The 24192-nt window shown below is 58.9% G+C and carries 22 protein-coding genes; 15 read left to right on the forward strand and 7 right to left on the reverse strand.

Annotated elements, in window-relative coordinates; genetic code table 11:
- Nucleotides 1-64: 64 nt before the first annotated feature.
- Together hrcA and AC2TDJ_RS01770 are read left to right on the forward strand one after the other, a co-directional pair.
- Nucleotides 65-1129 carry a heat-inducible transcriptional repressor HrcA gene (gene hrcA / locus AC2TDJ_RS01765; RefSeq protein WP_480838645.1) on the forward strand — a complete coding sequence of 355 codons (1065 nt, stop codon included), beginning with the start codon at nucleotides 65-67 and terminating at the stop codon, nucleotides 1127-1129.
- A 10-nt stretch (nucleotides 1130-1139) separates the two neighbouring features.
- The gene (locus AC2TDJ_RS01770; protein WP_480838647.1) at nucleotides 1140-1703 is read left to right on the forward strand and encodes a nucleotide exchange factor GrpE; all 564 of its coding nucleotides are present in this window, start codon (nucleotides 1140-1142) and stop codon (nucleotides 1701-1703) included.
- Between the two features lie 57 nt (nucleotides 1704-1760).
- Here the strand turns inward: AC2TDJ_RS01770 and mutS are convergent, their stop codons facing one another.
- A complete protein-coding gene (gene mutS / locus AC2TDJ_RS01775) occupies nucleotides 1761-4376 on the reverse strand; it encodes a DNA mismatch repair protein MutS (protein ID WP_480840185.1) in 2616 nt (871 codons plus the stop codon).
- Between the two features lie 160 nt (nucleotides 4377-4536).
- Here mutS and AC2TDJ_RS01780 point away from each other — a divergent pair, with 160 nt between their 5' ends.
- Entirely contained in the window at nucleotides 4537-6792 is a 2256-nt protein-coding gene (locus AC2TDJ_RS01780) for an NADP-dependent malic enzyme (RefSeq protein WP_480838649.1), read from the forward strand.
- A gap of 3 nt (nucleotides 6793-6795) precedes the next feature.
- A complete protein-coding gene (locus AC2TDJ_RS01785; RefSeq protein ID WP_480838651.1) occupies nucleotides 6796-7668 on the forward strand; it encodes a ribokinase in 873 nt (290 codons plus the stop codon).
- On the opposite strand, the gene msrA is transcribed toward AC2TDJ_RS01785, so the two are convergent.
- The 4 genes from msrA to AC2TDJ_RS01805 form a co-directional block, all read right to left on the reverse strand.
- Nucleotides 7665-8336 carry a peptide-methionine (S)-S-oxide reductase MsrA gene (msrA, locus tag AC2TDJ_RS01790; RefSeq protein WP_480838653.1) on the reverse strand — a complete coding sequence of 224 codons (672 nt, stop codon included), beginning with the start codon at nucleotides 8334-8336 and terminating at the stop codon, nucleotides 7665-7667. The genes AC2TDJ_RS01785 and msrA overlap by 4 nt on opposite strands.
- A gap of 98 nt (nucleotides 8337-8434) precedes the next feature.
- Nucleotides 8435-8716, reverse strand: a complete 282-nt coding sequence (locus tag AC2TDJ_RS01795) for an SCP2 sterol-binding domain-containing protein (protein WP_480838655.1) — start codon at nucleotides 8714-8716, stop codon at nucleotides 8435-8437.
- Between the two features lie 79 nt (nucleotides 8717-8795).
- Nucleotides 8796-9200 (reverse strand): DUF1810 domain-containing protein, encoded by a 405-nt coding sequence (locus tag AC2TDJ_RS01800; RefSeq protein WP_480840187.1) that lies wholly within the window; start codon nucleotides 9198-9200, stop codon nucleotides 8796-8798.
- Between the two features lie 32 nt (nucleotides 9201-9232).
- Nucleotides 9233-10459, reverse strand: coding sequence for an argininosuccinate synthase (locus AC2TDJ_RS01805; RefSeq protein WP_480838656.1), 1227 nt, complete (start codon nucleotides 10457-10459; stop codon nucleotides 9233-9235).
- A gap of 91 nt (nucleotides 10460-10550) precedes the next feature.
- Here AC2TDJ_RS01805 and AC2TDJ_RS01810 point away from each other — a divergent pair, with 91 nt between their 5' ends.
- Entirely contained in the window at nucleotides 10551-11366 is an 816-nt protein-coding gene (locus AC2TDJ_RS01810) for a hypothetical protein (RefSeq protein WP_480838658.1), read from the forward strand.
- A gap of 58 nt (nucleotides 11367-11424) precedes the next feature.
- Nucleotides 11425-12651 (forward strand): threonine ammonia-lyase IlvA, encoded by a 1227-nt coding sequence (ilvA, locus tag AC2TDJ_RS01815; RefSeq protein WP_480838660.1) that lies wholly within the window; start codon nucleotides 11425-11427, stop codon nucleotides 12649-12651.
- On the opposite strand, the gene AC2TDJ_RS01820 is transcribed toward ilvA, so the two are convergent.
- Nucleotides 12648-12977 carry an Hpt domain-containing protein gene (locus AC2TDJ_RS01820; protein WP_480838662.1) on the reverse strand — a complete coding sequence of 110 codons (330 nt, stop codon included), beginning with the start codon at nucleotides 12975-12977 and terminating at the stop codon, nucleotides 12648-12650. The two genes, ilvA and AC2TDJ_RS01820, sit on opposite strands and share 4 nt — an antisense overlap.
- A 157-nt stretch (nucleotides 12978-13134) precedes the next feature.
- Between AC2TDJ_RS01820 and AC2TDJ_RS01825 the strand changes: the two genes are divergently transcribed.
- Nucleotides 13135-14406, forward strand: coding sequence for a PP2C family protein-serine/threonine phosphatase (locus tag AC2TDJ_RS01825; protein WP_480838663.1), 1272 nt, complete (start codon nucleotides 13135-13137; stop codon nucleotides 14404-14406).
- A gap of 10 nt (nucleotides 14407-14416) precedes the next feature.
- On the opposite strand, the gene AC2TDJ_RS01830 is transcribed toward AC2TDJ_RS01825, so the two are convergent.
- Nucleotides 14417-14863 carry an NUDIX hydrolase gene (locus AC2TDJ_RS01830; RefSeq protein ID WP_480838664.1) on the reverse strand — a complete coding sequence of 149 codons (447 nt, stop codon included), beginning with the start codon at nucleotides 14861-14863 and terminating at the stop codon, nucleotides 14417-14419.
- A gap of 76 nt (nucleotides 14864-14939) precedes the next feature.
- Here AC2TDJ_RS01830 and hslO point away from each other — a divergent pair, with 76 nt between their 5' ends.
- From hslO to AC2TDJ_RS01870, 8 genes are all read left to right on the forward strand, one after another.
- Nucleotides 14940-15926: an Hsp33 family molecular chaperone HslO gene (gene hslO / locus AC2TDJ_RS01835; RefSeq protein ID WP_480838665.1), complete on the forward strand. Its 987-nt coding sequence runs from the start codon at nucleotides 14940-14942 to the stop codon at nucleotides 15924-15926.
- Nucleotides 15916-16515 (forward strand): CoA pyrophosphatase, encoded by a 600-nt coding sequence (locus AC2TDJ_RS01840; RefSeq protein WP_480838667.1) that lies wholly within the window; start codon nucleotides 15916-15918, stop codon nucleotides 16513-16515. Before hslO ends, AC2TDJ_RS01840 begins: the two co-directional genes overlap by 11 nt.
- The gene (locus AC2TDJ_RS01845; protein WP_480838669.1) at nucleotides 16512-17666 is read left to right on the forward strand and encodes a CCA tRNA nucleotidyltransferase; all 1155 of its coding nucleotides are present in this window, start codon (nucleotides 16512-16514) and stop codon (nucleotides 17664-17666) included. The genes AC2TDJ_RS01840 and AC2TDJ_RS01845 overlap by 4 nt, the downstream gene beginning before the upstream one ends.
- Nucleotides 17667-17857: 191 nt before the next feature.
- Nucleotides 17858-19708 carry an ABC transporter ATP-binding protein gene (locus tag AC2TDJ_RS01850; RefSeq protein ID WP_480838671.1) on the forward strand — a complete coding sequence of 617 codons (1851 nt, stop codon included), beginning with the start codon at nucleotides 17858-17860 and terminating at the stop codon, nucleotides 19706-19708.
- Nucleotides 19705-21537, forward strand: a complete 1833-nt coding sequence (locus AC2TDJ_RS01855) for an ABC transporter ATP-binding protein (protein ID WP_480838673.1) — start codon at nucleotides 19705-19707, stop codon at nucleotides 21535-21537. Before AC2TDJ_RS01850 ends, AC2TDJ_RS01855 begins: the two co-directional genes overlap by 4 nt.
- A gap of 39 nt (nucleotides 21538-21576) precedes the next feature.
- Entirely contained in the window at nucleotides 21577-22806 is a 1230-nt protein-coding gene (locus AC2TDJ_RS01860; RefSeq protein WP_480838675.1) for a class I SAM-dependent RNA methyltransferase, read from the forward strand.
- A 23-nt stretch (nucleotides 22807-22829) separates the two neighbouring features.
- Nucleotides 22830-23615 (forward strand): ion transporter, encoded by a 786-nt coding sequence (locus AC2TDJ_RS01865; protein WP_480838677.1) that lies wholly within the window; start codon nucleotides 22830-22832, stop codon nucleotides 23613-23615.
- 57 nt (nucleotides 23616-23672) lie between these two features.
- Nucleotides 23673-24191, forward strand: a complete 519-nt coding sequence (locus AC2TDJ_RS01870; protein WP_480838679.1) for a L,D-transpeptidase family protein — start codon at nucleotides 23673-23675, stop codon at nucleotides 24189-24191.
- The last annotated feature ends 1 nt before the right edge of the window (nucleotide 24192 follow it).

The following is a 24192-nucleotide window of genomic DNA, read 5'->3' on the forward strand; positions in this document are numbered from 1 at the left end:
GATGCAACCCCGATTGACCTTTCACATGCCTGCTATTTAATGACGGACCAGCAGGGGAACGCCGATGAGCGAAGCGAAGAAAATTCTGGACGAGATGAATGACCGGTCGCGGGAAGTGTTCCGGCTGATCGTCGAGAGCTATCTGGATAGCGGCGAACCGGTCGGAAGCCGCACTCTGACGCGCACCCTGTCGGAAAAAGTCAGCGCCGCAACTGTGCGAAATGTGATGCAGGATCTGGAGTTTCTCGGCCTTCTCGACAGCCCGCATGTCAGCGCAGGTCGTGTGCCAACGCAGATGGGTCTGCGGATGTTTGTCGACGGTTTGCTGGAAGTCGGCGATCTAGGTGAGGATGACAGGCAGAAACTTGACGAAACACTCGGCTCTAACGCTGGTGACGTTGGCGGAATGCTTGATCGCGTCGGATCGGCGTTGTCTCATGTGACGCACGGCGCCTCATTGGTTTTGACACCCAAGCACGAATCCGAAATCAAACATATCGAGTTCGTTTCGCTTGGCCATGACCGCGCATTGGTGGTTCTGGTCTTTGCAGATGGGCATGTTGAAAACCGCCTGTTCACACCGCCGCCGGGGCAGACGCCCAGTTCGATGCGCGAGGCTGCAAACTTCCTGAACGCGTTGATCGAAGGGCGGACTTTGAGTGAAGTACGCCGCCAGATGCAAACTCAGATCGCCGCGCGCAAGCAGGAGATCGATAATTTGGCGCGCGAGATGGTGGATAGCGGGATCGCTGCCTGGGACGGCGGCGAATCCGACTCGGCCCGGCTGATCGTGCGGGGGCGGGCGAATCTGTTGGGCGAAACCGGTCAGGAGGAAGAGCTTGATCGGATTCGTACACTATTTGACGATCTGGAACGCAAGCGGGACATCGCAGAATTCCTCGAATTGACCGAAGAAGGCGAGGGTGTGCGAATTTTTATCGGCTCCGAGAACAAACTTTTCTCACTTTCGGGTTCCTCTTTGGTGGTGTCTCCATATATGAACGCTGATCGAAAGATAATCGGTGCGGTCGGGGTCATCGGGCCCACGCGTCTGAATTATGGACGGATCGTGCCAATCGTGGATTATACGGCGCAACTGGTCGGCAAGCTGATATCCGATCGGAGCTAGAGGGTAAGAGATGGCAGAGCCCAAGAACGAAGATTTTCTGGACGACATTGCAACCGCCGAGGCGGAAGAGCTGGCAGAGGAACTGGCAGAGATCAGCGAAGAAGCGCTTGAGATCGACGCACTGCGCGCTGAGCGGGATGATTACAAAGACAAGTTCATGCGTGCGCTGGCGGATGCCGAAAACGCGCGCAAGCGCGGCGACAAGGCCCGCCGCGATGCTGAACAGTATGGCGGATCGAAACTGGCCCGCGACATGCTGCCGGTTTATGACAATATGAAACGCGCGCTTGAAGCTGCAACCGACGAGCAGAAAGAGGTTGCCGCTGGTCTGATTGAAGGTATCGAGCTGACGATGCGCGCGTTGAAAGACGTGTTTCAAAAACACGGGATCGAAGTGATCACGCCCGAGGTCGGCGATCGGTTCGACCCGAATATTCACGAAGCGATGTTCGAAGCGCCAGTGCCTGGCACCCGTGCGGGCGACATCATTCAAGTTTCGGCAGAAGGGTTCATGTTGCATGACCGTCTGCTGCGTCCCGCGCAGGTTGGCGTGTCGTCGACACCAGCGAGTTGAAACGCGCCTGAGGGCGCGTGCCTTCGGCGAGAGTATTTTTAAAAGATGAAGGGGCGGTCAGGTTTTGGCCGCCTCTTTCAATTTGTAGATCAGGTCGAGGGCTTCGCGCGGTGTGAGTTCGTCGGGTAGGATTTCGGCCAGCATTTCTGTCACCGGTGAGGCTTTGGGTGCTGGCGGCGGCGGGGGTGGCGCGGCTGAGAAAAGGGGCAGATCGTCGATCAGGGCTTTTTGCTTGCCACCTTCACGTTCGGTTTTTTCCAGCTGATCCAACACAATACGGGCGCGCTCGACCACCGAGGCAGGCAACCCCGCCAATTGGGCGACCTGAACACCGTAAGATCGGTCGGCGGCGCCCTTGTGAACCTCGTGCAGGAAGATGACCTCACCTTCCCATTCCTTGACTGCGACCGTGGCGTTTTCGACGCCCTCCAGATTACCGGCAAGGGCGGTGAGTTCGTGATAGTGCGTGGCGAACAGGGCGCGGCATTGGTTGGTTGCGTGCAAATGTTCGAGTGTGGCCCAGGCGATGGACAAGCCGTCATAAGTTGCCGTGCCGCGCCCGATTTCGTCGAGAATGACGAGAGCGCGATCATCTGCCTGGTTCAGAATGGCTGCGGTTTCGACCATTTCGACCATAAAGGTCGAGCGCCCGCGGGCCAGATCATCCGACGCTCCGACGCGGCTGAACAACTGGCTGACCAAACCGACGCGTGCATTTTCCGCCGGGACATAGCTTCCCATCTGGGCCAGAAGGGCGATCAGAGCATTCTGCCGAAGGAAGGTCGATTTACCGGCCATGTTGGGGCCGGTCAGTAACCAGATGGCGGCACCCTGATCCGCGCTCAGATCGCAGTCATTGGCGATGAAGGCATCGCCGCTCTGCTGGCGCAGCGCCTGTTCCACGACCGGATGGCGCCCGCCCTGAACGTCAAAGGCGCGCGAGGCATCGACTTGGGGGCGGCACCAGTTCTCTCCACGCGCGAGATCGGCCAGCGCGGTGGTCAGGTCGAGTTCGGCCAGCCCTCGGGCAGCCTGGTTGAGGCGGGCGGCGAGGGTCAAAATCTCGCTTGATAGCCTTTGATAGAGCCGCTTTTCAATCTCAAGCGCCAGATTGCCCGCATTCAGGATGCGGGTTTCGATCTCGGAGAGTTCCACGGTGGTGAACCGCACCTGATTCGCCGTGGTCTGGCGGTGGATATATGTTTCGCTGAATGGTGGGTTCAACATTTTTTCGGCGTGGGTGGCCGTTGTTTCGATGAAGTAGCCCAGCACGTTGTTGTGTTTGATCTTCAGCGAGGTGATACCGGTGTGTTCCGCGTATTTCCTCTGGAACCCGGCGATGACCGAGCGGCCTTCGTCGCGCAGAGTACGAGCTTCATCCAGCTTCGCGTCAAAACCGGGCGCTATGAACCCGCCGTCACGCGCCAGCAGGGGCGGTTCGGCAATCAGAGCCTCGTGGAGAAGGCGCAAAACGTCGTCGAAACCGACAAGGTTCTGAACAGCAGTTGCCAGTACGACAGGCAGATCCTGTTCCGCGCAAATCTCGGCAATCGCAGCGGCTTGCGTCAGACCATTGCGGATCGCTGCCAGATCGCGTGGGCCACCGCGGTCCAGCGACAGACGAGACAGGGCCCTGTCGAGATCGGGGGTTTTGCGCAAGGCTTCGCGCAGGTCCGAGGCGGTCAGGCTGTCTTCGGCAGCGAATGAGACGGCATCAAGACGTGCATGGATCACGTCCAGATTGCGGGACGGGCTGGAGAGCCGCTGTTCAAGCAGCCGCGCCCCGCCGGGAGTGACGGTGCGGTCGACCACCGACAACAGCGATCCGGCGCGTCCGCCGGACAAAGACCGGGTCAGTTCCAGATTGCGGCGGGTGGCGGCGTCGATCTGGACGACGCGGTCCTCGGATTCCTTCAGCGGGGTTTGCAGCAGGGGCAGCTTGCCCTTCTGCGTGATCTCAAGGTAATCGATCAACGCGCCCATGGCAGAAGTTTCGGCGCGTCCGAAACTCCCAAATGCATCCAATGCGCTCACGTGAAACAGACCGCAGATGCGTTTTTCCGCCGCAGTGCTGTCGAAGCTCGCGCGCCCGATCGGAGTGAGCGAGATGCCCAGATCAACAACCTGTTCCTGCAATTTCTGCTCAACGCCATCGGCGACGATAAGTTCCGACGGGGCCAATCGTGCCAGTTCAGGACTGAGCCGGACCGGCGTCAAAGGCATCACGTGAAACGCCCCGGTCGAGATATCGGCCCATGCCAACGCGGCCTCATCCCGCACCTCGGCATAGGCGGCCAGAAAGTTGTGGCGGCGCGCTTCCAACAGCGCGTCTTCGGTCAGCGTTCCGGGCGTCACCAGACGCACGACATCGCGCCTTACCACCGATTTAGAGCCTCTTTTCTTCGCCTCAGCCGGGCTTTCCATCTGTTCGCACACGGCGACGCGAAAGCCTTTTCGGATCAGCGTCAGCAGGTAGCCTTCAGCCGAATGAACCGGTACGCCGCACATCGGAATGTCTGACCCATTGTGCTTTCCACGTTTGGTCAGGGCGATGTCCAGTGCCTCGGCGGCGTTGACGGCGTCTTCGAAGAACATCTCGTAAAAGTCACCCATGCGATAAAACAGAAGGGCGTCTGCATGGGCCTCTTTGATTTCGAGATATTGCGCCATCATCGGCGTGACTGTGGACAAGAGCGGCCCCCTTTTGGCGTATTCCGGGCGCGACCTTACAAATCCACCATCTGCTGCGAAAGGTGAAAAGTATTCTCGTTGAGGCGCGCGTCTGCCTGCGCTATGAGGCATCAGCCCCGAAGTCATGGAAACGACGTTTAAAATGCCCAAAGCGAAGATCACCAAAGAAGAGGCACTGGCCTTTCACCTCGACCCCACCCCCGGCAAGTGGGAGGTGCAGGCCACCGTTCCCATGACCACGCAGCGGGATCTGTCGCTGGCCTACAGCCCCGGTGTCGCTGTTCCATGTGAAGCCATCGCCGAAGCGCCCGAGACTGCCTATGACTATACCAACAAGGGCAATCTGGTGGCTGTGATCTCGAACGGGACCGCTGTGCTTGGTCTCGGCAACCTGGGCGCGCTGGGCTCGAAACCGGTGATGGAGGGCAAATCTGTTCTGTTTAAGCGGTTTGCCGATGTAAACTCGATCGATATCGAACTGGACACCGAAGATCCGGATGAGTTCTGCCGCGCTGTGCGCCTGATGGGGCCGACTTTTGGCGGCATCAACCTGGAAGACATCAAGGCGCCTGAGTGTTTCATCATCGAACAGCGCCTGAAGGAAGAGATGGATATTCCGGTCTTCCACGATGACCAGCATGGCACGGCTGTGATCTGCGCGGCGGGTCTGATCAATGCGCTGCATATCTCAGGCAAGAAGATCGAAGATGTGAAGATCGTCCTGAACGGTGCAGGTGCTGCCGGGATCGCCTGTATCGAGCTGCTGAAAGCCATGGGCGCGAAACATGAGAACTGTATCGTCTGTGACACGAAAGGCGTGATTTATCAGGGCCGGACAGAAGGCATGAACCAGTGGAAGTCGGCCCATGCGATCTCGACCAAGCTGCGCACGCTGGACGAGGCCATGAAGGACGCCGACGTGTTCCTGGGTGTTTCGGTCAAGGGTGCGGTCACGCAGGAAATGGTTGCCAGTATGGCCGACAATCCGGTGATTTTTGCGATGGCGAACCCCGACCCTGAGATCACTCCGGAAGAGGCGCATGAGGTCCGCGTCGATGCCATCGTCGCCACGGGCCGCAGCGATTATCCCAATCAGGTCAATAACGTACTCGGCTTCCCCTACCTGTTCCGGGGCGCGCTGGATATCCATGCGCGCGCCATCAATGATGAGATGAAGATTGCCTGTGCCCATGCGCTGGCCCGTCTGGCGCGCGAGGATGTGCCGGATGAGGTCGCCATGGCCTATGGAAAGTCGCTGACCTTTGGTCGTGATTACATCATCCCGACCCCGTTCGATCCTCGCCTGATCCACCGCATTCCCCCCGCCGTGGCCAAGGCCGGCATGGACACGGGTGCGGCACGGCGTCCGATCATCGACATGGACGCCTACGAGCTGAGCCTGAAATCGCGCATGGACCCGACCGCCAGCATCCTGCGCGGCCTGAACGCCCGGGCCCGTGCAGCGCAAAGCCGGATGATCTTTGCCGAGGGCGACGATCCCCGCGTCTTGCGCGCAGCCGTGATGTATCAACGCTCGGGCTTTGGTAAAGCGCTGGTGGTAGGCCGTCCGGATGATGTGAAACAGAAGCTGGAAATAGCCGGTTTGGGCGACGCCGTACGCGAACTGGAAGTGGTGAACGCTGCCAACACAACGCATCTCGATATCTACAAGAGCTTTCTTTACGAGCGATTGCAGCGCAAGGGTTTCGACAGCAAGGATATCCACCGACTGGCCGCCCGCGACCGGCATGTTTTTTCGTCTCTGATGCTGGCGCATGGGCATGGCGACGGCCTTGTGACGGGCGCAACGCGTAAATCGGCACATGTACTGGATCGGATCAACCATGTCTTCGACGCAGATGCCGCCCATGGTGCGGCCGGAGTGACCGCCCTGCTGCACAAGGGACGGATCGTTCTGATTGGCGACACACTGGTACATGAATGGCCGGACGAAAACGATCTGGCCAATATCGCCGAACGCTCGGCCGCTGTGGCGCGTCACATGGGGCTTGAACCCCGTGTTGCTTTCGTCAGCTTTTCAACCTTCGGCTATCCGGTGTCGGAACGAGCCGAGAAGATGCACCGTGCGCCTGCCGTTCTGGATCAGCGCGGCGTCGACTTTGAATACGAAGGCGAGATGACCGTAGATGTGGCCCTAAATGTGGAACAGCAGGCGGTCTATCCATTCCAGCGTCTGACCGGACCGGCAAATATTCTGATCGTGCCGGCGCGGCACTCGGCGTCTATTTCGACCAAACTGATGCAGGAGATGGGCGGAGCGACCGTGATCGGCCCGATCCTGTCCGGCGTCGACAAGCCGATTCAAATCTGTTCGACCGTGTCGACAGCCAACGACATTCTGAACATGGCCATTCTGGCTTCCTGCGATATCGGGTAAGTCATGACGATCTGGAACCTTGGCTCGATCAACGCGGACATGATCTATGATGTGCCGCACCTGCCCGGGCCGGGGGAAACTCTGTCGGCCAATCGTCTGGACCGGTTTCTGGGCGGCAAGGGCGCAAATATGTCGGTTGCGGCGTCCCGGGCCGGGGCGCGGGTTGCGCATATCGGGGCCGTTGGTTCGGATGGGCGTTGGGCAAAAGATCGCCTTACCGAATACGGTGTCGACACAAGATACATTGCCGAGGCAAGCGTGCCTACGGGTCACGCCATCATTGCCGTGGATGCGCAGGGCGAAAACAACATCATCCTGTTTCAGGGATCGAACCATGCCATCGATAGGGATCAGGTGGGACAGGCCCTTGCTGCGGCAGTTGTGGGCGACTTGTTGGTGATGCAGAACGAAACCAACCTGCAGGTTGAAACGGCAAGGATGGGGCGCGAACAAGGACTAACCGTTTGCTACGCGGCCGCTCCGTTTCAGGCCGAGTCCGTTCAGGCCGTTCTGCCTTACCTGGATTTCCTGATCCTGAATCAGATCGAGGCCGACCAATTGCGCCAAGCTACAGGCCTAGCGCCTTCGGACCTGCCGGTCGAGCATGTCATTGTGACTTTGGGCTCTGACGGCGCGCGTTACTATCGGCAAGGCTGCGCACCGGTTGATTTTGCGGCCCATGACGTTCAGCCGGTGGACACGACCGGTGCAGGCGACACGTTTACGGGGTATGTGTTGGCGGGAATGGACCGCAATATGCCAATGGCGCAGGCGATTGCACAGGCAAACCGCGCCGCGGCCTTGATGGTCACGCGGCATGGTACGGCCGACGTTATCCCTGATCTGAAAGAAGTACGCGAAGCGCAGCTCGGTTAGGAACCGGCAAAAGGCGCGTCGCTGCCCCAAAGCTGTTTCACCCGCGCGTCCCTGCCGCAGGCTTTGCGATACGCTTTGTATGCGTTGTTCTGCCGTTTGGGGCCAAACCGCGTGAACACCAGTTTGTTCCCCTTGTAGTAATCCTGGTGATACGCCTCGGCCGGATAAAATGTCGATTGGTCAAGAATCGGAGTTACGATCGTTTGCCCCAAAGCCCGCTGCGCGTCATCTTTGACCGATTGCGCAAGCGCCTTTTCCCCTGTGTTAGAGACAAAAATGGCCGTGCGATAGCTGTTTCCGCGATCGCAGAACTGGCCACCGGCATCTGTTGGGTCGACCGAGCGGAAAAACATGCTCAGCAGCGTCTCGCGGGACACGCGCGACGGGTCAAAGGTAATCTGAACGGCCTCATAATGGCCTGTACCGCCTTTGGTGACCTGATCGTAGGTGGGGTTGGCCGTCGTTCCTCCGGTATAACCGGATACCGCGCTGATCACACCGGGGACGGACTCGAAATCGGATTCGACGCACCAGAAACAGCCTCCGGCAACCGTCAGCGTTTCCGTCCCAGCTGCCGGGGCAGGCATGGCACGCAGCAACGCGACCAGAGCGATCAGGGCAAACAGAAGGATAGGTTTAAGGCAGTTGAGGGTAACGGTCCGGATCATGGCAAGTCTCCTTCCGAGACGAGGCTGCCTTGTCTTTGCCCTTGTGGCAATCCGCTGACATGGTTTGTCACAGGCTGGTGAAGCGAATTTATCGGAGCTCAGCCCAATAATTGGCCCAGCTTCATCGCCACACCCATATTGCCCGTGATTTTGAGTTTACCCAGTGCCACACCGGTCATCGGGTTCAGCTTTCCGGTCAGCAACTTGGTCAGGTTTTCCTGGGATATCCGGATGGTGCAGTCGGTCTCCTGATCCTGGGTCGAGGCCCGATTTTCGGACAGAACGATAACGCCATCGTCGCCGCAATCGAACTTCAGTGACCCGTCAAAAGTCTTGCCGTCCAGACCTTTCTGGATCCCATCAGCGATGTCCTGAAGCATTAGATTTCCTTTCGCAATTTCCGATTGCGTAAAGGTCGGAGCCGGCATCAGGCAAGGGTGACCTGACGGGAACCTGCGGCTAGGCCCCCCGCAAGAATTGCAAGGTCAGGTCACACGGCTTACCGCCATAAAAGGCGTCAAGAACAGCCTGAAACTCGGCTGGCGCATCAGGAACTGAAGAAAACAGCGTCATGGACGACCGCAGTTTCCTTGCGTCGATTCCACCCAGAATGTCGCTTGCGTCACGCCCCTTGTGCAAAAGCATCAACCGGGAGGTTTCGATCAATCGGCGGCGCAGTTCCGGATGGGCGAGATAGGCCGCTGCCTCGTCCAGATCCTCGATCCCGTATAGCTGTGCCATATGGGACCGGCCGAGTTCGGCCAGTTGCGGAAACACGAACCACATCCAGTGGCTGGATTTCTGCCCTTGTTCCAGTTCGCGCAGCACATCGGCCCATACCGTGTCCTGCGCTTCGATGAACATATCGAGCTCGTTGTCGATATCGTCGTCTTCGGTCACTTGGACAGACGCTTGTCGCGCGCGGCCAGAAGCTTCAGACGCAGCGCGTTCAGTTGGATGAAGCCTGCGGCGTCTTTCTGATCATAGGCACCGGCGTCTTCCTCGAAGGTCACATGAGCCTCGGAATAGAGCGAATGATCGGACCAGCGGCCAACGGTCGAGGCCAGACCTTTGTACAGTTTCACGCGGACGGTACCGGTGACATGTTCCTGCGACTTGTCGATAGCCGCCTGCAGCATCTCACGCTCGGGCGAGTACCAGAAGCCGTTATAGATCAGCTCGGCATATTGCGGCATCAGCTGATCCTTCAGGTGCATCGCACCACGGTCCATGGTTATGGATTCGATCCCGCGATGCGCCTCCAGCAGGATGGTTCCGCCTGGGGTTTCGTAGATACCACGCGATTTCATACCAACGAAGCGGCCTTCGACCAGGTCCAAACGACCGATTCCGTGCTTGCCACCATATTCGTTCAGCTTGGTCAGGATCGTGGCCGGGCTCATCGTCTCGCCATTGATACTGACCGGGTCACCTTTTTCAAAACCGATCTCGATGAATTCCGGCTCGTTTGGCGCGTCCTCGGGGTGGACAGTGCGCTGGTAGACATAATCGGGCGCCATATCGGCGGGGTCTTCCAGAACCTTACCTTCCGACGAGGTATGCAGCAGGTTGGCATCAACCGAGAAGGGGGCCTCGCCACGTTTGTCCTTGGCAATCGGAATCTGGTTGGCTTCGGCGAATTCCAACAGCTTGGTGCGGCTGGTCAGGTCCCATTCACGCCAGGGGGCGATAACCTTGATGTCGGGGTTCAGCGCGTAAGCCGCCAGCTCGAACCGCACCTGATCGTTGCCCTTGCCGGTCGCGCCATGGGCGACAGCATCGGCACCGGTCGCCTCGGCGATCTCGACCAGACGTTTCGAGATCAGTGGCCGCGCGATCGAGGTGCCCAGCAGATAGAGCCCTTCATAAACCGCATTGGCGCGGAACATCGGGAAGACGAAGTCGCGGACGAATTCCTCGCGGATATCTTCGATATAAATGTTTTCCGGCTTGATCCCCAGCAGCTCGGCCTTTTTGCGGGCGGGTTCCAGTTCCTCGCCCTGACCCAGATCGGCGGTGAAGGTGACGACCTCACAGCCATACTCGGTCTGCAACCATTTCAGGATGATCGAGGTATCAAGGCCACCGGAATAGGCCAGAACAACTTTCTTGGGCGCGGACATCTGACTTCCCTTTATGCGTAGGTCGCTTGGCCCCTAGCCGGTTTTGGACGCGGGGGCAAGTTGGCAGCATTGACGCAGAGTGGGAATTGGGGTGAAACGGGAGAATAGAGAACAAGGATTGGTTGAAGGGGCGGTTTTGGTGTTGGGATTAGAGATTTTTTTGCATTCGGTGAAGATGGTTCTTAGGAACCTGACGCAGGCATTACAGATTTCTGTTTTACCAGCGCTGATTGGTGGCTTGTTAGCCATCGGTCTGATTTATCTGTTTGGTATCCCTTTCGAAGAGTTCAACAGTGAAACAACAGGCTTTCCTGAAGGGGTGACAGCAGGATCCTTTGCTGGGTTTCTATTATGTCTTGTAGCGGTTGTTTTTGGGGTCATGCTTTGGATTGTCGTGTCGTGGCACCGTTTTGTCCTGCTTGAAGAATACCCCACGGGCGTTGTTCCACCCTTCCGGTTCGACCGAGTTCTCGCCTATTTCGGGCGTCTCCTGATGCTCTTTCTGATAGCTCTCATAATCATGTTACCTGCGATGCTAATAATGGGTGCGATGGCGCAGGCCTCGGCGGCGTTGGGAATTCTGGTCTGGTTGGCCTTGGTCATCTTTCTTACCATCGGATTTTATCGGGCCTCTCCGATATTGCCCGGCGCAGCCATCGGAAAGCCGATAACACTATCTGAGGCGTGGCAGGCAACCTCGGGCGCAAGCGGAGCCATTTTGCTTCTGGTCATTTTGTCCGTCCTCTTCCAACTCTTGCTTCAGCTCTTGGCCTCCTTGCTTCTGTTCATCCCCATCATCGGCGTCCTGATTGTGCTGTTTGCGACGATGCTGATCGTTCCATTGATCAATGTCAGTATCCTGACGACAATCTATGGCGTCTATGTCGAGAAACGCGAGCTGTCCTGAACTGCGTACACATATGTATTCCTTGCCCTTTCGCCGGTGATGCGGCAGTGAAACGGTCATGACTGACTTCATGACCCGCGCCCGCACCGCCGAACAGGCGATGCGCACTGTCTTTCCGCCCACACCCCTGCAGCGGAATGCCCATCTGTCCGACCGGTATGGCGCCGATATCTGGCTTAAGCGCGAAGACCTCAGCCCGGTGCGGTCTTACAAGATTCGCGGTGCGTTCAACGCCATGCGCAAGCAGCAGGGTCAGGATCTGTTTGTCTGCGCCAGCGCCGGCAACCATGCGCAGGGCGTGGCCTTCATGTGCAAACACCTGAACGTCCGGGGTGTGATATTCATGCCGGTGACGACGCCACAGCAGAAAATCCAGAAGACCCGCATTTTCGGCGGCGACAATATCGAAGTTCACCTGACCGGCGATTATTTCGACGACACGCTTTCCGCAGCGCAGGTCTGGTGCGCCGAGCAGGGTGGGCATTTTCTGTCCCCGTTTGACGATGAGGACGTGATCGAGGGGCAGGCTTCGCTGGCTGTCGAGATCGAGGCGCAGCTGGGCGGGGTGCCGGATCACGTGCTTCTGCCGGTGGGTGGCGGCGGCATGTCCTCGGGCGTGGCGACATGGTTCGGGGATCGCACCCATTGCCTGTTCGTCGAGCCCAAGGGCGGGGCGTGTCTGCATGCGGCCATGGCGGCAGGGCACCCGGTGGCGCTGGACCATGTCGACAATTTCGTCGACGGCGCGGCGGTTGGGAGAATTGGCGCAAAGCCGTATGAATTGCTGAAATCCCGCCACCTGTCGGATGTCCTGGTTCTGTCCGAGGATCGCATCTGCACGACGATGATCGAGATGCTGAACGTCGAAGGCATCGTTCTGGAACCCGCGGGCGCGCTGGCGATCGAAGCGCTGGCCGATATTCAGAGTTTCATCCGCGGAAAGACCGTGGTCTGCGTCACCTCTGGCGGCAATTTCGATTTCGAACGCCTGCCAGAAGTCAAAGAACGGGCGCAGCGCTATTCGGGCGTCAAGAAATACTTCATCCTGCGCCTGCCGCAGCGACCCGGAGCGTTGAAGGAGTTTCTGGGCATTCTCGGCCCCGAAGATGATATCGCGCGGTTCGAATACATGAAGAAATCCGCGCGCAACTTCGGGTCTGTCCTGATCGGGATCGAAACCCGCAAGCCCGAGAACTTCATGCGCCTGTTTGCCCATCTGGACGAGGCCGGTTTTACCTATACTGACATAACCGAAGACGAGACGTTGGCGCAGTTCGTGATCTAACCAAGGTTTTCGGGCAATCCGGCCTCGAATACTTGCCTGGACTGATCGAACACGGATAAAATTTCACGCAGGTCAACCTCCATCCTTTCACCGGCGGCCGCGCGGCGCTCGCCGTCTTGGCAAAGTTTCGAGAAGTGGTCGAACCCCAGGCTAAGCGCGCTGCCTTTCAGGAAATGCAGGTTCTGTTCGATCTGTGACCGGGTGGTGTCCTGATTCAGGCGGGCGATAACCTCCTGCACTTCATCCAGGAAAATCTGAACCACCTCATCAAATTCCTCAGCACCGACTTCGTCGCGCAATTGTTTGACTCTGGGCCAGTGAATCATCGCTACCCCCTGCATCCATCCGTATATCGAATTGGTAGGATAGACCGGTAAAGAGTGCGTTAAGGGCCTTTCGGCTGCGGTGCCAATTGGTCTTTCACCGGATATTAAGTGTCGCGCGGTTAGCTTCGAAGCGTTTAGGCCGCGCAAGGATTCCAGGGTGTCAGTAACCAGTCAAACCGAGGCCAGGGTCGATCTGGACTTTGGTGCGATCCAAAATGTGCTGATTGTGGACGACAGCCGCTTGCAAAGGCGTATTCTGGCGGCTTCGCTCAAAAAATGGGGCTTTGAGGTAACCGAGGCCGACAATGCCGAGGACGCGATTTCGTTGTGTCGGGACACTCCGCCCGATCTGGTTCTCAGCGATTGGGTGATGCCGGGGATGAGCGGGCTGGAGTTCTGCCGGGCCTTTCGTGCGCTGGGCAATGACCAGTACAGCTATTTCATTCTGTTGACCTCAAAAAGCGAAAAGCAGGAAGTGGCACGAGGGCTGGACGCGGGGGCGGACGACTTTCTGATCAAGCCACTTGAGGCGGATGAACTTCGGGCGCGGATTTCGGCCGGTGCACGTATTCTGGATATGCAACGTGAGCTGTCCGAGAAAAATCGCATGATCGAATTGGCGCTGGATGAGCTGAAGTTGGCCCATGACGCCATCGACAAGGATTTGATGCAGGCACGAAAAATTCAGGAATCTCTGGTGCCCGAGTTGACCGGCACCTTTGGCACGTCTCGGGTCAGCCTGCTTTTGAAACCTTGCGGCCACATCGGCGGCGACCTGGTTGGGATGTTTTCACCGGGCGTCAATCGATTGGGATTCTACAGCATCGACGTCTCCGGCCACGGTATTACCTCAGCGATGATGACAGCGCGGCTGGGCGGGTACCTGTCCAGCACGCATTTTGATCAGAACATCGCGATGGAGCGGCGGTTCAACAAATTCTACGCGCTGCTGCCGCCCGAGGAAGTTGCGGCGCTGCTGAACTCCCGGCTCATGGCAGATGCCGGGATCGAAGAGTATTTCACGATGGTCTATGCCATCATCGATCTTCGCAACGGGCATCTCAAGATGGTGCAGGCAGGTCACCCCCATCCGCTTCTACTGCGACGGGACGGCAGCGCAGAGTTTCTGGGCGAGGGTGGTCTGCCGATCGGGCTATTGCCCGACGTCCAGTTTCACAGAACGGAAACCTATATGCAGCCAGGCGACAAACTGCTGCTCTATTCGGACGGGTTTACCGAGTGTCGGCTCGAAGATGGCAGCTTCCTGGACGAAGGCGGTTTTTTGCAAATGGCGACGGATTGCGTGGCGGACCGGACCGGGCCCGAGTTTCTGGACGACATGTTCTGGCGGCTGACGCAGGTCATGGCGCCTGACAGCGGCATGGAAGATGACGTTTCAGCCGTGTTCTTCGAATACAACGGGTCGTGACAATCGCGGCTTACACCCCCAGCAAATGAAGACCGGTAAAATGTCGGTCCCCTTCGTTGCCCAACAGGTGCACCGCGTCATCGATGTCTATCCAGCGCGCTTCGTGAAACGCCTCGGCCGGTGGTCCCATGCGGCGCACCGGCTGTGCACGATAGATTGTGCAGACTTTCTCGGCCCAAATATCATATTCGGGCATGAAGGTGAATCGCCGAAAGGCACCGACGCGGCGGGGTCCAGCGATCAGCCAGCCGGTTTCCTCATAAACCTCGCGGTGCAGGGCGGTTATTGGGGATTCGCCGGGATCGATCCCACCGCCGGGCAGTTGCAGTTCCGGGTTTATGCCATCGTCGTACCATGTGACGAGCAACGAGCGCCCGCGGGGCAACAATACATAGACGCCGGGCCGCCGGATGTATTTCCGTCCCGGCTCTGGGGTTTCACCAAACCGTCGGATCATGTATGGCCCCTTTCAACCCGGTTTGTTGGACTTATATGGTGGCGGTATGCCAACCTGTGGCGTGTAAGGAAACCCCATGTCTATTGGAACGAAAATCGCGTGGGACGACACCGTCCTGCCCTTTCAACTCGACGTCTCGGATATGCGCGGCCGCGTGGCGCGACTGGACGGTGTGCTGGACGGCATCCTGAAACAGCACGACTATCCGGAACAGGTCGAGGCGCTGGTCGCCGAGATGGCGCTGCTGACCGCCCTGATCGGTCAGACCGTTGCGCTGCGCTGGAAATTGTCGCTGCAGGTGCAGTCAAAGGGCGCCGTGCGGATGATCGCCACCGATTACTATGCGCCCAAGCAAGAAGGGCAGCCCGCGCAGATCCGGGCCTATGCCAGTTTCGATCGGGATCGGCTGACGGATTCGGCGCCGTTTGATCAGGTGGGCGAGGGGTACTTCGCCATCCTCATCGATCAGGGTAAGGGCACGCAGCCCTATCAGGGCATCACACCGCTGGCGGGCGGGTCGCTTCGCGCCTGCGCCGAGGCTTATTTTGCCCAGTCAGAACAGTTGCCTACACGGTTTTCGCTGAGCTTTGGCAAGTCGACCGAGCCGGGTGTAGGGGAACATTGGCGCGCTGGTGGCGTCATGTTGCAGCACATGCCCAAGGCCTCGCCCTTTGCCGCAACCAGTGAAGGAAGCGGAGACATCCTGACCGCCGCCGATCTGGTTGACGGCGAAGAGGGTGAAAACTGGGGCCGTGTAAACATCCTGCTGGATACGGTCGAGGATCTTGAGTTGATCGGGCCGTCGGTTGCGCCGACGGATCTGTTGATTCGTCTGTTTCACGAGGAACAGCCGCGTGTGTATGACGCCCAGCCGGTTCAATTCGGCTGCACCTGCTCGGAAGAGCGTGTGCGGCAAAGCCTGTCGATATACTCGGCTCAGGACATTGCCAAGATGACAACGGATGAGGGAACGGTAACGGCCGACTGCCAGTTCTGTGGCGCCCACTACGTGCTGGATCCCCGCACCGTGGGTTTTGAAGCCAAAGACTCGGATGGTGCGTGACCCGATCGAACAGCTGGTGGCGGCGTTGGGCCGCCCCGGCACCGGGTCCAGCGATTTTGACCTGAACCCGGACGTCAACCTGCCGCCGGGGCGAAAACTGCGGCCTGCTGGCGTGTTAGTGTCTGTTTCCGTGGCATATGATGTGCCCTGCGTGATCCTGACCAAACGATCTTCGGCGCTGAAGCATCATCCCGGCCAGATCGCCTTTCCCGGCGGCAAACAGGATGAAGGTGACGCCGATGTCACCGCTACCGCCCTGCGAGAGGCCCGTGAAGAGATAGGCCTGCCGCCGGATGTACCGCGCGTCCTGGGCCAGCTGCCCGTTCATGAAACCGTGACATCCTTTTCCGTCACTCCGGTGGTGGCGGTGCTGGACAGCGGCTTTGAACCGATCCCGGAGCGTGGCGAGGTTGACGAGGTTTTTTCGGTCCCACTTGCGCATGTGCTGGACCCGGCGAATTATGTGATCGAATCGCGTCGTTGGCGTGGTCAGAAGCGGTATTATTTCGCCGTGCCTTACGGCCCATATTACATCTGGGGCGCCACGGCACGGATCTTGCGAGGGCTGGCAGCGCGGGTGAATGAATGAAACGGATCACCGAAGACTGGATCGCGGCCGAGGCGACGCAGAAAGTGTGCGCCGCGCTGGCCGACGCCGGTGCGCAGGCCTTGTTCGTCGGGGGATGTGTCCGCAACGCGCTGCTGCAGGCCCCGGTCTCGGACATTGATATTGCCACGGATGCGCGGCCCGAACAGGTGGTGGAATTGGCGCAACAAGCGGGGCTCAAACCCATTCCCACCGGTATTGACCACGGGACCGTCACTATCGTCAGCGCAGGTGTTCCGCACGAGGTCACGACCTTTCGCAGGGATGTGGAAACCGATGGTCGGCGAGCAGTTGTTGCCTATTCGGACAAGGTCGAGGAAGACGCCGCGCGGCGCGATTTCACGATGAACGCACTTTATGCGCATCCTGATGGCACCATACTTGATCCGTTGGGGGGCTTGTCCGACCTTCAGGCGCGCCGTGTCCGGTTCATCGGACGGGCCGAGGACCGCATTCGCGAGGATTACCTGCGCTCATTACGTTACTTCCGTTTTCACGCCTGGTACGGAGACGCGGATGCGGGATTTGATGCAGACGCGCTGGCGGCCATCGCGGCCAATCTCGATGGGCTTGCAAGCCTGTCGCGTGAACGTGTGGGGGCCGAACTGCTGAAGCTGCTTGGCGCGCCCGATCCGGCACCGTCTGTGGCGGCGATGCGCAGCGCTGGTGTTCTGGCGCAACTTCTTCCCGGTGCAGATGACCGGTCTTTGTCCGTTTTGATCAAGCTCGAACAGGACGCAGTGGCCACGCCCGACCCGGTGCGCCGTCTGGCAGTGATCGTCCCGCCCGAGGTCGCCGCAACCCTGAGACTGAGTCGCGCACAGTTGCAACGGCTGAGCCGAATGCGCGACGAGGCAACAGGATCGGCCAGTATCGCCGAGCTGGGATATCGCAACGGCGCCGAGGGTGGGCTGAGCGAAGCCCTGCTGCGCTGCGCGTTCCTCGAACAGCCCTGGACCGCCGATCTGGCGGAACAGTTGAAACATGGCGCGGCGGCGAGTTTTCCGATCAAGGCCGCTGACCTGATCCCCGCTTTCTCGGGCCCGGCATTGGGCAAAAAACTGGCCGAGCTTGAAGCCCGCTGGATCGCCTCGGATTTTGCGATGACACGCAAGGAATTGCTGTCCAAGTGAAATTAAGTCTCAAAAGGGGATGACAAGCCTAACCGTTTGTGGCTAGGGTGCGCCTGTCACATGGATGGAGGAATGCGAATGTATTACGGGATCTGGTTCGGCTAAAGCCGGGACACGTGACCCGTTGGGGTGGTGTTCTGGCGCCATCTTACTTCGCATGACCTATTTACTGCTCAATCGGAGCACACTCCATGTTTCGCTATTTCGAAAACCTCGTAGACCCATTTGTCGCCTATGACGAAGTTGACACGCCGCCGACGCGGCTGTGGCCTTTCATGCTGGATTATTCGCGACCTTTTTATCGCGTCTTCGTCTGGGCCGCGCTGCTTTCGGTAATCGTGGCCGGTGTTGAGATCGGGCTGATCTACTATATGGGCCGTGTTGTCGACCTTTTGGGCAGTTCCCCGACCGAGGTCTGGCAGGCGCACGGCACCGAGCTTTTGCTGATGGCAGCTTTCATTCTGCTGCTAAGGCCGCTTTTGCATGTGATCGATGTTTTGCTGCTCAACAACGCTATCCTGCCGAATTTCGGCACGCTGATCCGCTGGCGGGCACATAAGCACGTATTGCGTCAATCGGTTGGCTGGTTCGAAAACGACTTTGCCGGACGCATCGCCAACCGCATCATGCAAACCCCACCGGCTGCTGGCGAAGTCGTGTTTCAGGTCTTTGACGCGATTTCCTTTTCGCTGGCTTACCTGATCGGGGCCGCGATCCTGCTGATGGCCGCTGATCCTCGGTTGCTGATACCGTTGCTGATCTGGTTTGTCCTTTACGGATTCTTGGTGCGCTGGACGGTACAAAGGGTTGGCCCGGCGTCGCAGGCGGCGTCCGATGCCCGGTCGACGGTCACAGGGCGTGTCGTGGATTCATACACCAACATCCACTCGGTCAAGATGTTCGCACATGCCGAGCAGGAGCTGGACTATGCCCGCGAAGCGATTGAGGAAACGCGCCGGACCTTCCAGGTCGAGATGCGCATCTTCACCGTCATGGACGCGGTTCTGGTTACCCTGAACGGCTTGCTGATCGTGGGTGTTGTTGGCTGGGCGATTGCGTTGTGGATGCAGGGCAGCGCCTCCGTGGGCGTCGTAGCTGCGGCCACGGCGCTGACCTTGCGGCTGAACGCGATGACAGGTTGGATCATGTGGGCGCTGACCAGTTTTTTCCGCCAGCTTGGTGTGGTGGCCGAAGGGATGGAGACCATCGCCCAGCCCGTCGATCTGTTGGACGCACCAGGGTCCGGGCCGCTGCAATTGACCGACGGTCGGGTCGAGGTTCGCGATCTGTCGCACCATTATGGGCGGCGAACAGGTGGTCTCGATCACATAAACCTGACCATCCACCCCGGGGAGAAAATCGGTCTGATCGGCCGCTCGGGCGCAGGAAAATCGACGCTGGTTAAGCTGCTTTTGCGGTTCTATGACGTGGAGCGGGGGGCGATCCTGATCGACGGCCAGAACATTGCAAAGGTGACGCAGGACAGCTTGCGCCGCCATATCGGGATGGTCCAACAGGACAGCGCCTTGCTGCACCGTTCGGTGCGCGACAACATCCTTTATGGCAGGCCGGACGCGACCGAGGAGCAAATGATTGCAGCCGCCAAGCAAGCGGAGGCGCATGAGTTCATCCTCGACCTGCAGGACCCGCAGGGGCGCACCGGGTATGACGCGCATGTGGGCGAGCGGGGCGTCAAGCTCAGTGGCGGTCAGCGTCAGCGCGTGACGCTTGCGCGGGTGATCCTCAAGGACGCGCCAATTCTTTTGCTGGACGAAGCGACATCCGCCCTAGATTCCGAGGTCGAAGCCTCGATTCAGGAGACGCTCTACGGAATGATGCAAGGCAAGACCGTGATTGCCATCGCCCACCGGCTCAGCACCATCGCACAGATGGACCGTATTCTGGTGATGGATGCCGGACGGATCGTCGAGGAAGGCGCGCATGCCGATCTTCTGGCCAAGGGCGGGCTTTACGCGCAGTTCTGGGCACGGCAGTCTGGCGGCTTCATGAACCCGGAAGCCGCAGAAGAGGCAGCGGAATGAGAATTGCCGATCTGATTCAGCCGTTCAGGACAACTGAAACGCCCCCACCGCAAACACTGGGGGCGTTCATTCATTGGTGCCTGTCCGGGGCCTGGCCCATGCTGTTTCTGGCTGCTTTTTTCTCGGCCGCGGCGGGCGCGATGGAGGCCGGCACAGCCTGGATTCTGGGGCTTGTCGTGGATATGGCCACCACAAGCGGGCCCGAGGACTTTGTGACCGCCCGCAATATCTGGATGATCGCGGGTGCCGTTGCATTTTTCATGTTGCTGCGGCCGGTGTTGTTCGGCCTGTCGTCGATTTCGAACAACTATATCGTCATGCCAAATCTGCCGCCTCTGGTACTGGCCAAGCTGAACCGCTGGACGTTGGGACAGTCGGTAACCTATTTCGATGACGATTTTGCCGGACGGATCGCGCAGAAGCAGATGCAAACCTCGACGGCGCTAACCGCAGTCGTGTCCGAAACGATCAGCGCCATCGTTTTTGCGCTGGCCTCGCTGGTAGGCTCTTTGCTTTTGTTAGGGTCTATCCATCCGCTGGTGATGCTGCCTTTCGCCGCGTGGCTCGCGATCTATTTCCTGCTGATTCGCTGGTATCTGCCGCGTATTCGCAAGCGGTCCGCTGCGCGGGCCGGGGCTCGGGCCATGGTGACCGGGCAGGTGGTGGACACGATCACGAATGTCAAAACAGTCAAACTGTTCGCGCATTCCGCGTTCGAGGATCAGGCGGCCAGAAACTCGATGGTCGAGTTGCGGGAAAAATCGCTGGATTTCGGCAAGCTTTCCGCCAGCTTCCGCTTTGTCCTGATGACACTGGCAGGCGTTCTGCCGGTTCTGCTGCTGGGGGCAACCCTGTTTCTTTGGCAGGCAGGCGCCGCTACGACAGGCGACATTGTGGCAGCTGGGGCGGTATCCATTCGAATTGCACAGATGACAGGGTGGGTCAGCTTCACGCTGATGGGCCTCTACGCCAATGTCGGGGAAATCGAAAACGGCATGAAAACCCTGACCAAGCGGGATCGTGTCGAGGATGCGACGGGAGCGCAGGAGCTGCGCGTGGTCGATGGCCGGATCGACTTTCAGGACGTCAGTTTTGCCTACGGTCGGGACATCGGTGGCGTTTCGCACCTGAACCTGACCATAGAACCGGGCGAAAAACTGGGTATCGTCGGCGCGTCCGGCGCGGGCAAGTCCACTCTCGTTTCGCTTCTGCTCAGGCTCTATGACAGGGAACAGGGCGCCGTGTTGATCGATGGTCAGGATATCGCGGCGGTGACACAGGACAGTCTGCGCCGGCAGATCGGGATGGTTACGCAGGAAACCGCGATGTTCAATCGCTCGGCCCGTGACAACATTCTGTACGGCAATCCTGCTGCCTCGGAAGATGCCCTGATGGCCGCCGCCCGAAAGGCAGAGGCGCACGAGTTCATTCTCGGCCTGCAAGATGCACAGGGGCGCACGGGGTATGAGGCGCATCTGGGTGAACGGGGCGTCAAGCTGAGCGGCGGTCAGCGTCAGCGGATCGCACTGGCGCGCGCGATCCTGAAGGATGCACCGATTCTTGTTCTGGACGAGGCGACCTCGGCGCTGGATTCCGAGGTCGAAGCTTCGATCCAGACGGCCCTGCACCGGGTGATGGAGGGAAAGACCGTTCTTGCCATTGCGCACCGGCTGTCCACCCTCAGCGAAATGGATCGGATTATCGTGCTGGATCACGGGCGGATTGTCGAAATCGGGACTCATGACGTGTTGCTGGCGCAAAATGGTCTCTACGCGCGATTCTGGCACCGTCAGTCCGGCGGCTTCATTCAGACTGAGGCTGCGGAATAAGGGTTTTGTTACCGACCCCGTCCGGCTATCAGGCCTGCGATGGCACAGGAATATACCATTCTTCGTCTTGGACATCAGGGCGACGGCATCGCCGAAGGACCCGTCTTCGCCCCGCGCACCCTGCCGGGTGAGGTGGTGCGTGGCGTACTTGCGGACAGCGTACTGACGGATATCCGTGTCCTCACCCCATCTGAGTATCGGGTCAAGGCGCCATGCCGCCACTACAAATCCTGCGGCGGATGCCAGTTGCAACATGCTGCTGTTGGGTTTGTGGCGCAGTGGAAGGTCGAAATCGTTCGAAACGCGTTGTCTGCGCAGGGCCTGGACGCCCCGATGCGCCCGATCCACACATCGCCCGAGCGTTCACGTCGCCGTGCCACGGTTGCCGTGCGCCGCACGAAGAAAGGGACCTTGGCCGGGTTTCACGGTCGCGCATCGGACACGATCACGGAAATCCCGGATTGTCACCTGCTTGACCCGGCCCTGATCGCCGCAATTCCCGTGGCCGAGGCACTGGCCGTTCTGGGGGGCAGTCGAAAAGCTGTGCTGGCGGTGACCCTTACGGTTTCCGAGGGTGGGCTGGACGTTTCTGTCAAAGGCGGCAAACCGTTGGACGGCCCGCTTGAGCTGACGCTTGCGCAGGCGACCGAGAAACACGGGCTCGCGCGCCTGAGCTGGAATGGCGAAGTCATCGCCATGCGGCGACCGCCGGTGCAGCGCTTTGGATCAGCTGAGGTTGTTCCGCCCGCGGGTGCGTTTCTTCAGGCCACAAAAGACGGCGAACAGGCTCTAATACAGGCTGTTTCCGAGGCGACTGGCGGCGCAAAGCGGATTGTCGATCTGTTTGCCGGATGCGGCACCTTTTCATTGCCACTCGCGCAATACGCGGAAATCCATGCGGTCGAAGGCGAGGTTGAAATGACCCAGGCCCTGGATCTGGGTTGGCGCAAGGCCAAGGGACTTAAGCGGGTCACAACAGAGGCACGTGATCTGTTCCGCCGCCCGCTGATGCCAGACGAGCTGAAGCACTTTGATGCCGTGGTTCTGGATCCACCCCGCGCAGGTGCCGAAGCGCAAGTAAGCGAGCTGGCGCAGGCGAAACCTTCGGTCATAGCCTATGTGTCCTGCAACCCCGTGACTTTTGCCCGAGATGCAAAATCTTTGGTTAACGCGGGTTACACCCTTGAATGGGTACAGGTGGTTGACCAATTTCGATGGTCGTCGCACACGGAACTTGCCGCGCGGTTTTCCCTGAACCCCGCAACGTGATCAGAGATAGGAGACCGCCAGACATGGGGATCACCCAACCCTTGCTGACAATCATCGAAGCTCCGGCTTTTGGCCGCTTTATCACGGGCGTTATCATCTTTAATGCGATGCTGCTGGGGATGGAAACATCGCCAACCCTGATGGAGCATGCAGGTTCTCTGATCGTGACACTGGACATGATCTGTCTGTCGATCTTTGTTGCCGAGATTTCGATGAAACTGGTGGCCACGGGACGGCGGTTCTTTCAAAGTGGCTGGAATATCTTTGATTTCGTGATCGTTGGTATTGCCTTGGTGCCCGGTGGCGCGGGGTTGTCCGTGCTGCGGGCTTTGCGGATCTTGCGGGTGCTCAGGGTTATCTCGGTCGCACCGCGCCTGCGCCGCGTGGTCGAAGGGTTCATCTCGGCCCTGCCGGGCATGGCCAGCGTTTTCCTTCTGATGGCGATCCTGTTCTATATCGGCGCTGTCATCTCGACCAAGCTGTTCTCGCAGAGTTTCCCGGAATGGTTCGGCGATCTGGGTCTGTCGGCATACACGCTGTTCCAGATCATGACGCTGGAGAGCTGGTCCATGGGCATCGTCCGCCCGGTGATGCAGGTTTATCCATACGCCTGGTTGTTCTTTGTGCCTTTCATCATGGTCACGACCTTTGCGGTGGTAAACCTGCTGGTCGGTCTGATCGTGAACTCGATGCAGGATGCGCACCATGCCGAGGATGAGGTCAAGACCGACGCTTACCGGGACGAAGTGCTGGAGCGGCTGGAAAGCATCGAGCGCCGCCTGATCGAGCAGGCGAACAGCAAAAAGTGATTTCAGTTTTTTGAAATTTTGGCATAATGCTCAAAAAAAACAGCAGGCAGTGAAACAATGGATCGTCGAGCATTTGGATTGGGGGCGATGGCCACGCTGAGCCTTTCGGCATGTGCCTCAGCCAATCCCAGATATCTTTCTTACAACGGGCCCGAAGTGACTTCTCTGGTCATCAACAAGGGCGCGCGCAAACTGTATCTTTTGCATAACGAGCAAATCCTGAAGGAATACAAAGTCGATTTGGGGTTTGCCCCGAATGGGACAAAGACCAAAAAGGGCGATGGCCGCACGCCCGAAGGGACCTATCTGATCGATCGCCGCAACCCAAGAAGCCGGTATCATTTGTCGTTGGGGATTTCTTATCCGAACTCAAAGGATATTGCGCAGGCCAAGGCCGCTGGCGTTGACCCGGGAGGTGACATTTTTATTCACGGTCAGCCCAACAAGCGATCCGAACGGAAGCGTGCGAAAAAGACGGCGGATTGGACGGCGGGCTGCATCGCGGTCAAGAATGAAGAGATCGAAGAGATCTATGCCATGGTCAACGAAGGCACCGTTATCACTCTGCGCCCGTGAT

Source organism: Ruegeria sp. HKCCD6647-2 (assembly GCF_057221075.1).

Excerpts from the sequence above, each read along its gene's own strand:
- hrcA (WP_480838645.1), top strand. The coding sequence starts at position 65 with ATGAGCGAAGCGAAGAAAATTCTGGACGAGATGAATGACCGGTCGCGG.
- AC2TDJ_RS01770 (WP_480838647.1), top strand. The coding sequence starts at position 1,140 with ATGGCAGAGCCCAAGAACGAAGATTTTCTGGACGACATTGCAACCGCC.
- mutS (WP_480840185.1), bottom strand. The coding sequence starts at position 4,376 with ATGATGGCGCAATATCTCGAAATCAAAGAGGCCCATGCAGACGCCCTT.
- AC2TDJ_RS01780 (WP_480838649.1), top strand. The coding sequence starts at position 4,537 with ATGCCCAAAGCGAAGATCACCAAAGAAGAGGCACTGGCCTTTCACCTC.
- AC2TDJ_RS01785 (WP_480838651.1), top strand. The coding sequence starts at position 6,796 with ATGACGATCTGGAACCTTGGCTCGATCAACGCGGACATGATCTATGAT.
- msrA (WP_480838653.1), bottom strand. The coding sequence starts at position 8,336 with ATGATCCGGACCGTTACCCTCAACTGCCTTAAACCTATCCTTCTGTTT.
- AC2TDJ_RS01795 (WP_480838655.1), bottom strand. The coding sequence starts at position 8,716 with ATGCTTCAGGACATCGCTGATGGGATCCAGAAAGGTCTGGACGGCAAG.
- AC2TDJ_RS01800 (WP_480840187.1), bottom strand. The coding sequence starts at position 9,200 with ATGTTCATCGAAGCGCAGGACACGGTATGGGCCGATGTGCTGCGCGAA.
- AC2TDJ_RS01805 (WP_480838656.1), bottom strand. The coding sequence starts at position 10,459 with ATGTCCGCGCCCAAGAAAGTTGTTCTGGCCTATTCCGGTGGCCTTGAT.
- ilvA (WP_480838660.1), top strand. The coding sequence starts at position 11,425 with ATGACTGACTTCATGACCCGCGCCCGCACCGCCGAACAGGCGATGCGC.
- AC2TDJ_RS01820 (WP_480838662.1), bottom strand. The coding sequence starts at position 12,977 with ATGATTCACTGGCCCAGAGTCAAACAATTGCGCGACGAAGTCGGTGCT.
- AC2TDJ_RS01830 (WP_480838664.1), bottom strand. The coding sequence starts at position 14,863 with ATGATCCGACGGTTTGGTGAAACCCCAGAGCCGGGACGGAAATACATC.
- hslO (WP_480838665.1), top strand. The coding sequence starts at position 14,940 with ATGTCTATTGGAACGAAAATCGCGTGGGACGACACCGTCCTGCCCTTT.
- AC2TDJ_RS01840 (WP_480838667.1), top strand. The coding sequence starts at position 15,916 with ATGGTGCGTGACCCGATCGAACAGCTGGTGGCGGCGTTGGGCCGCCCC.
- AC2TDJ_RS01845 (WP_480838669.1), top strand. The coding sequence starts at position 16,512 with ATGAAACGGATCACCGAAGACTGGATCGCGGCCGAGGCGACGCAGAAA.
- AC2TDJ_RS01850 (WP_480838671.1), top strand. The coding sequence starts at position 17,858 with ATGTTTCGCTATTTCGAAAACCTCGTAGACCCATTTGTCGCCTATGAC.
- AC2TDJ_RS01855 (WP_480838673.1), top strand. The coding sequence starts at position 19,705 with ATGAGAATTGCCGATCTGATTCAGCCGTTCAGGACAACTGAAACGCCC.
- AC2TDJ_RS01860 (WP_480838675.1), top strand. The coding sequence starts at position 21,577 with ATGGCACAGGAATATACCATTCTTCGTCTTGGACATCAGGGCGACGGC.
- AC2TDJ_RS01865 (WP_480838677.1), top strand. The coding sequence starts at position 22,830 with ATGGGGATCACCCAACCCTTGCTGACAATCATCGAAGCTCCGGCTTTT.
- AC2TDJ_RS01870 (WP_480838679.1), top strand. The coding sequence starts at position 23,673 with ATGGATCGTCGAGCATTTGGATTGGGGGCGATGGCCACGCTGAGCCTT.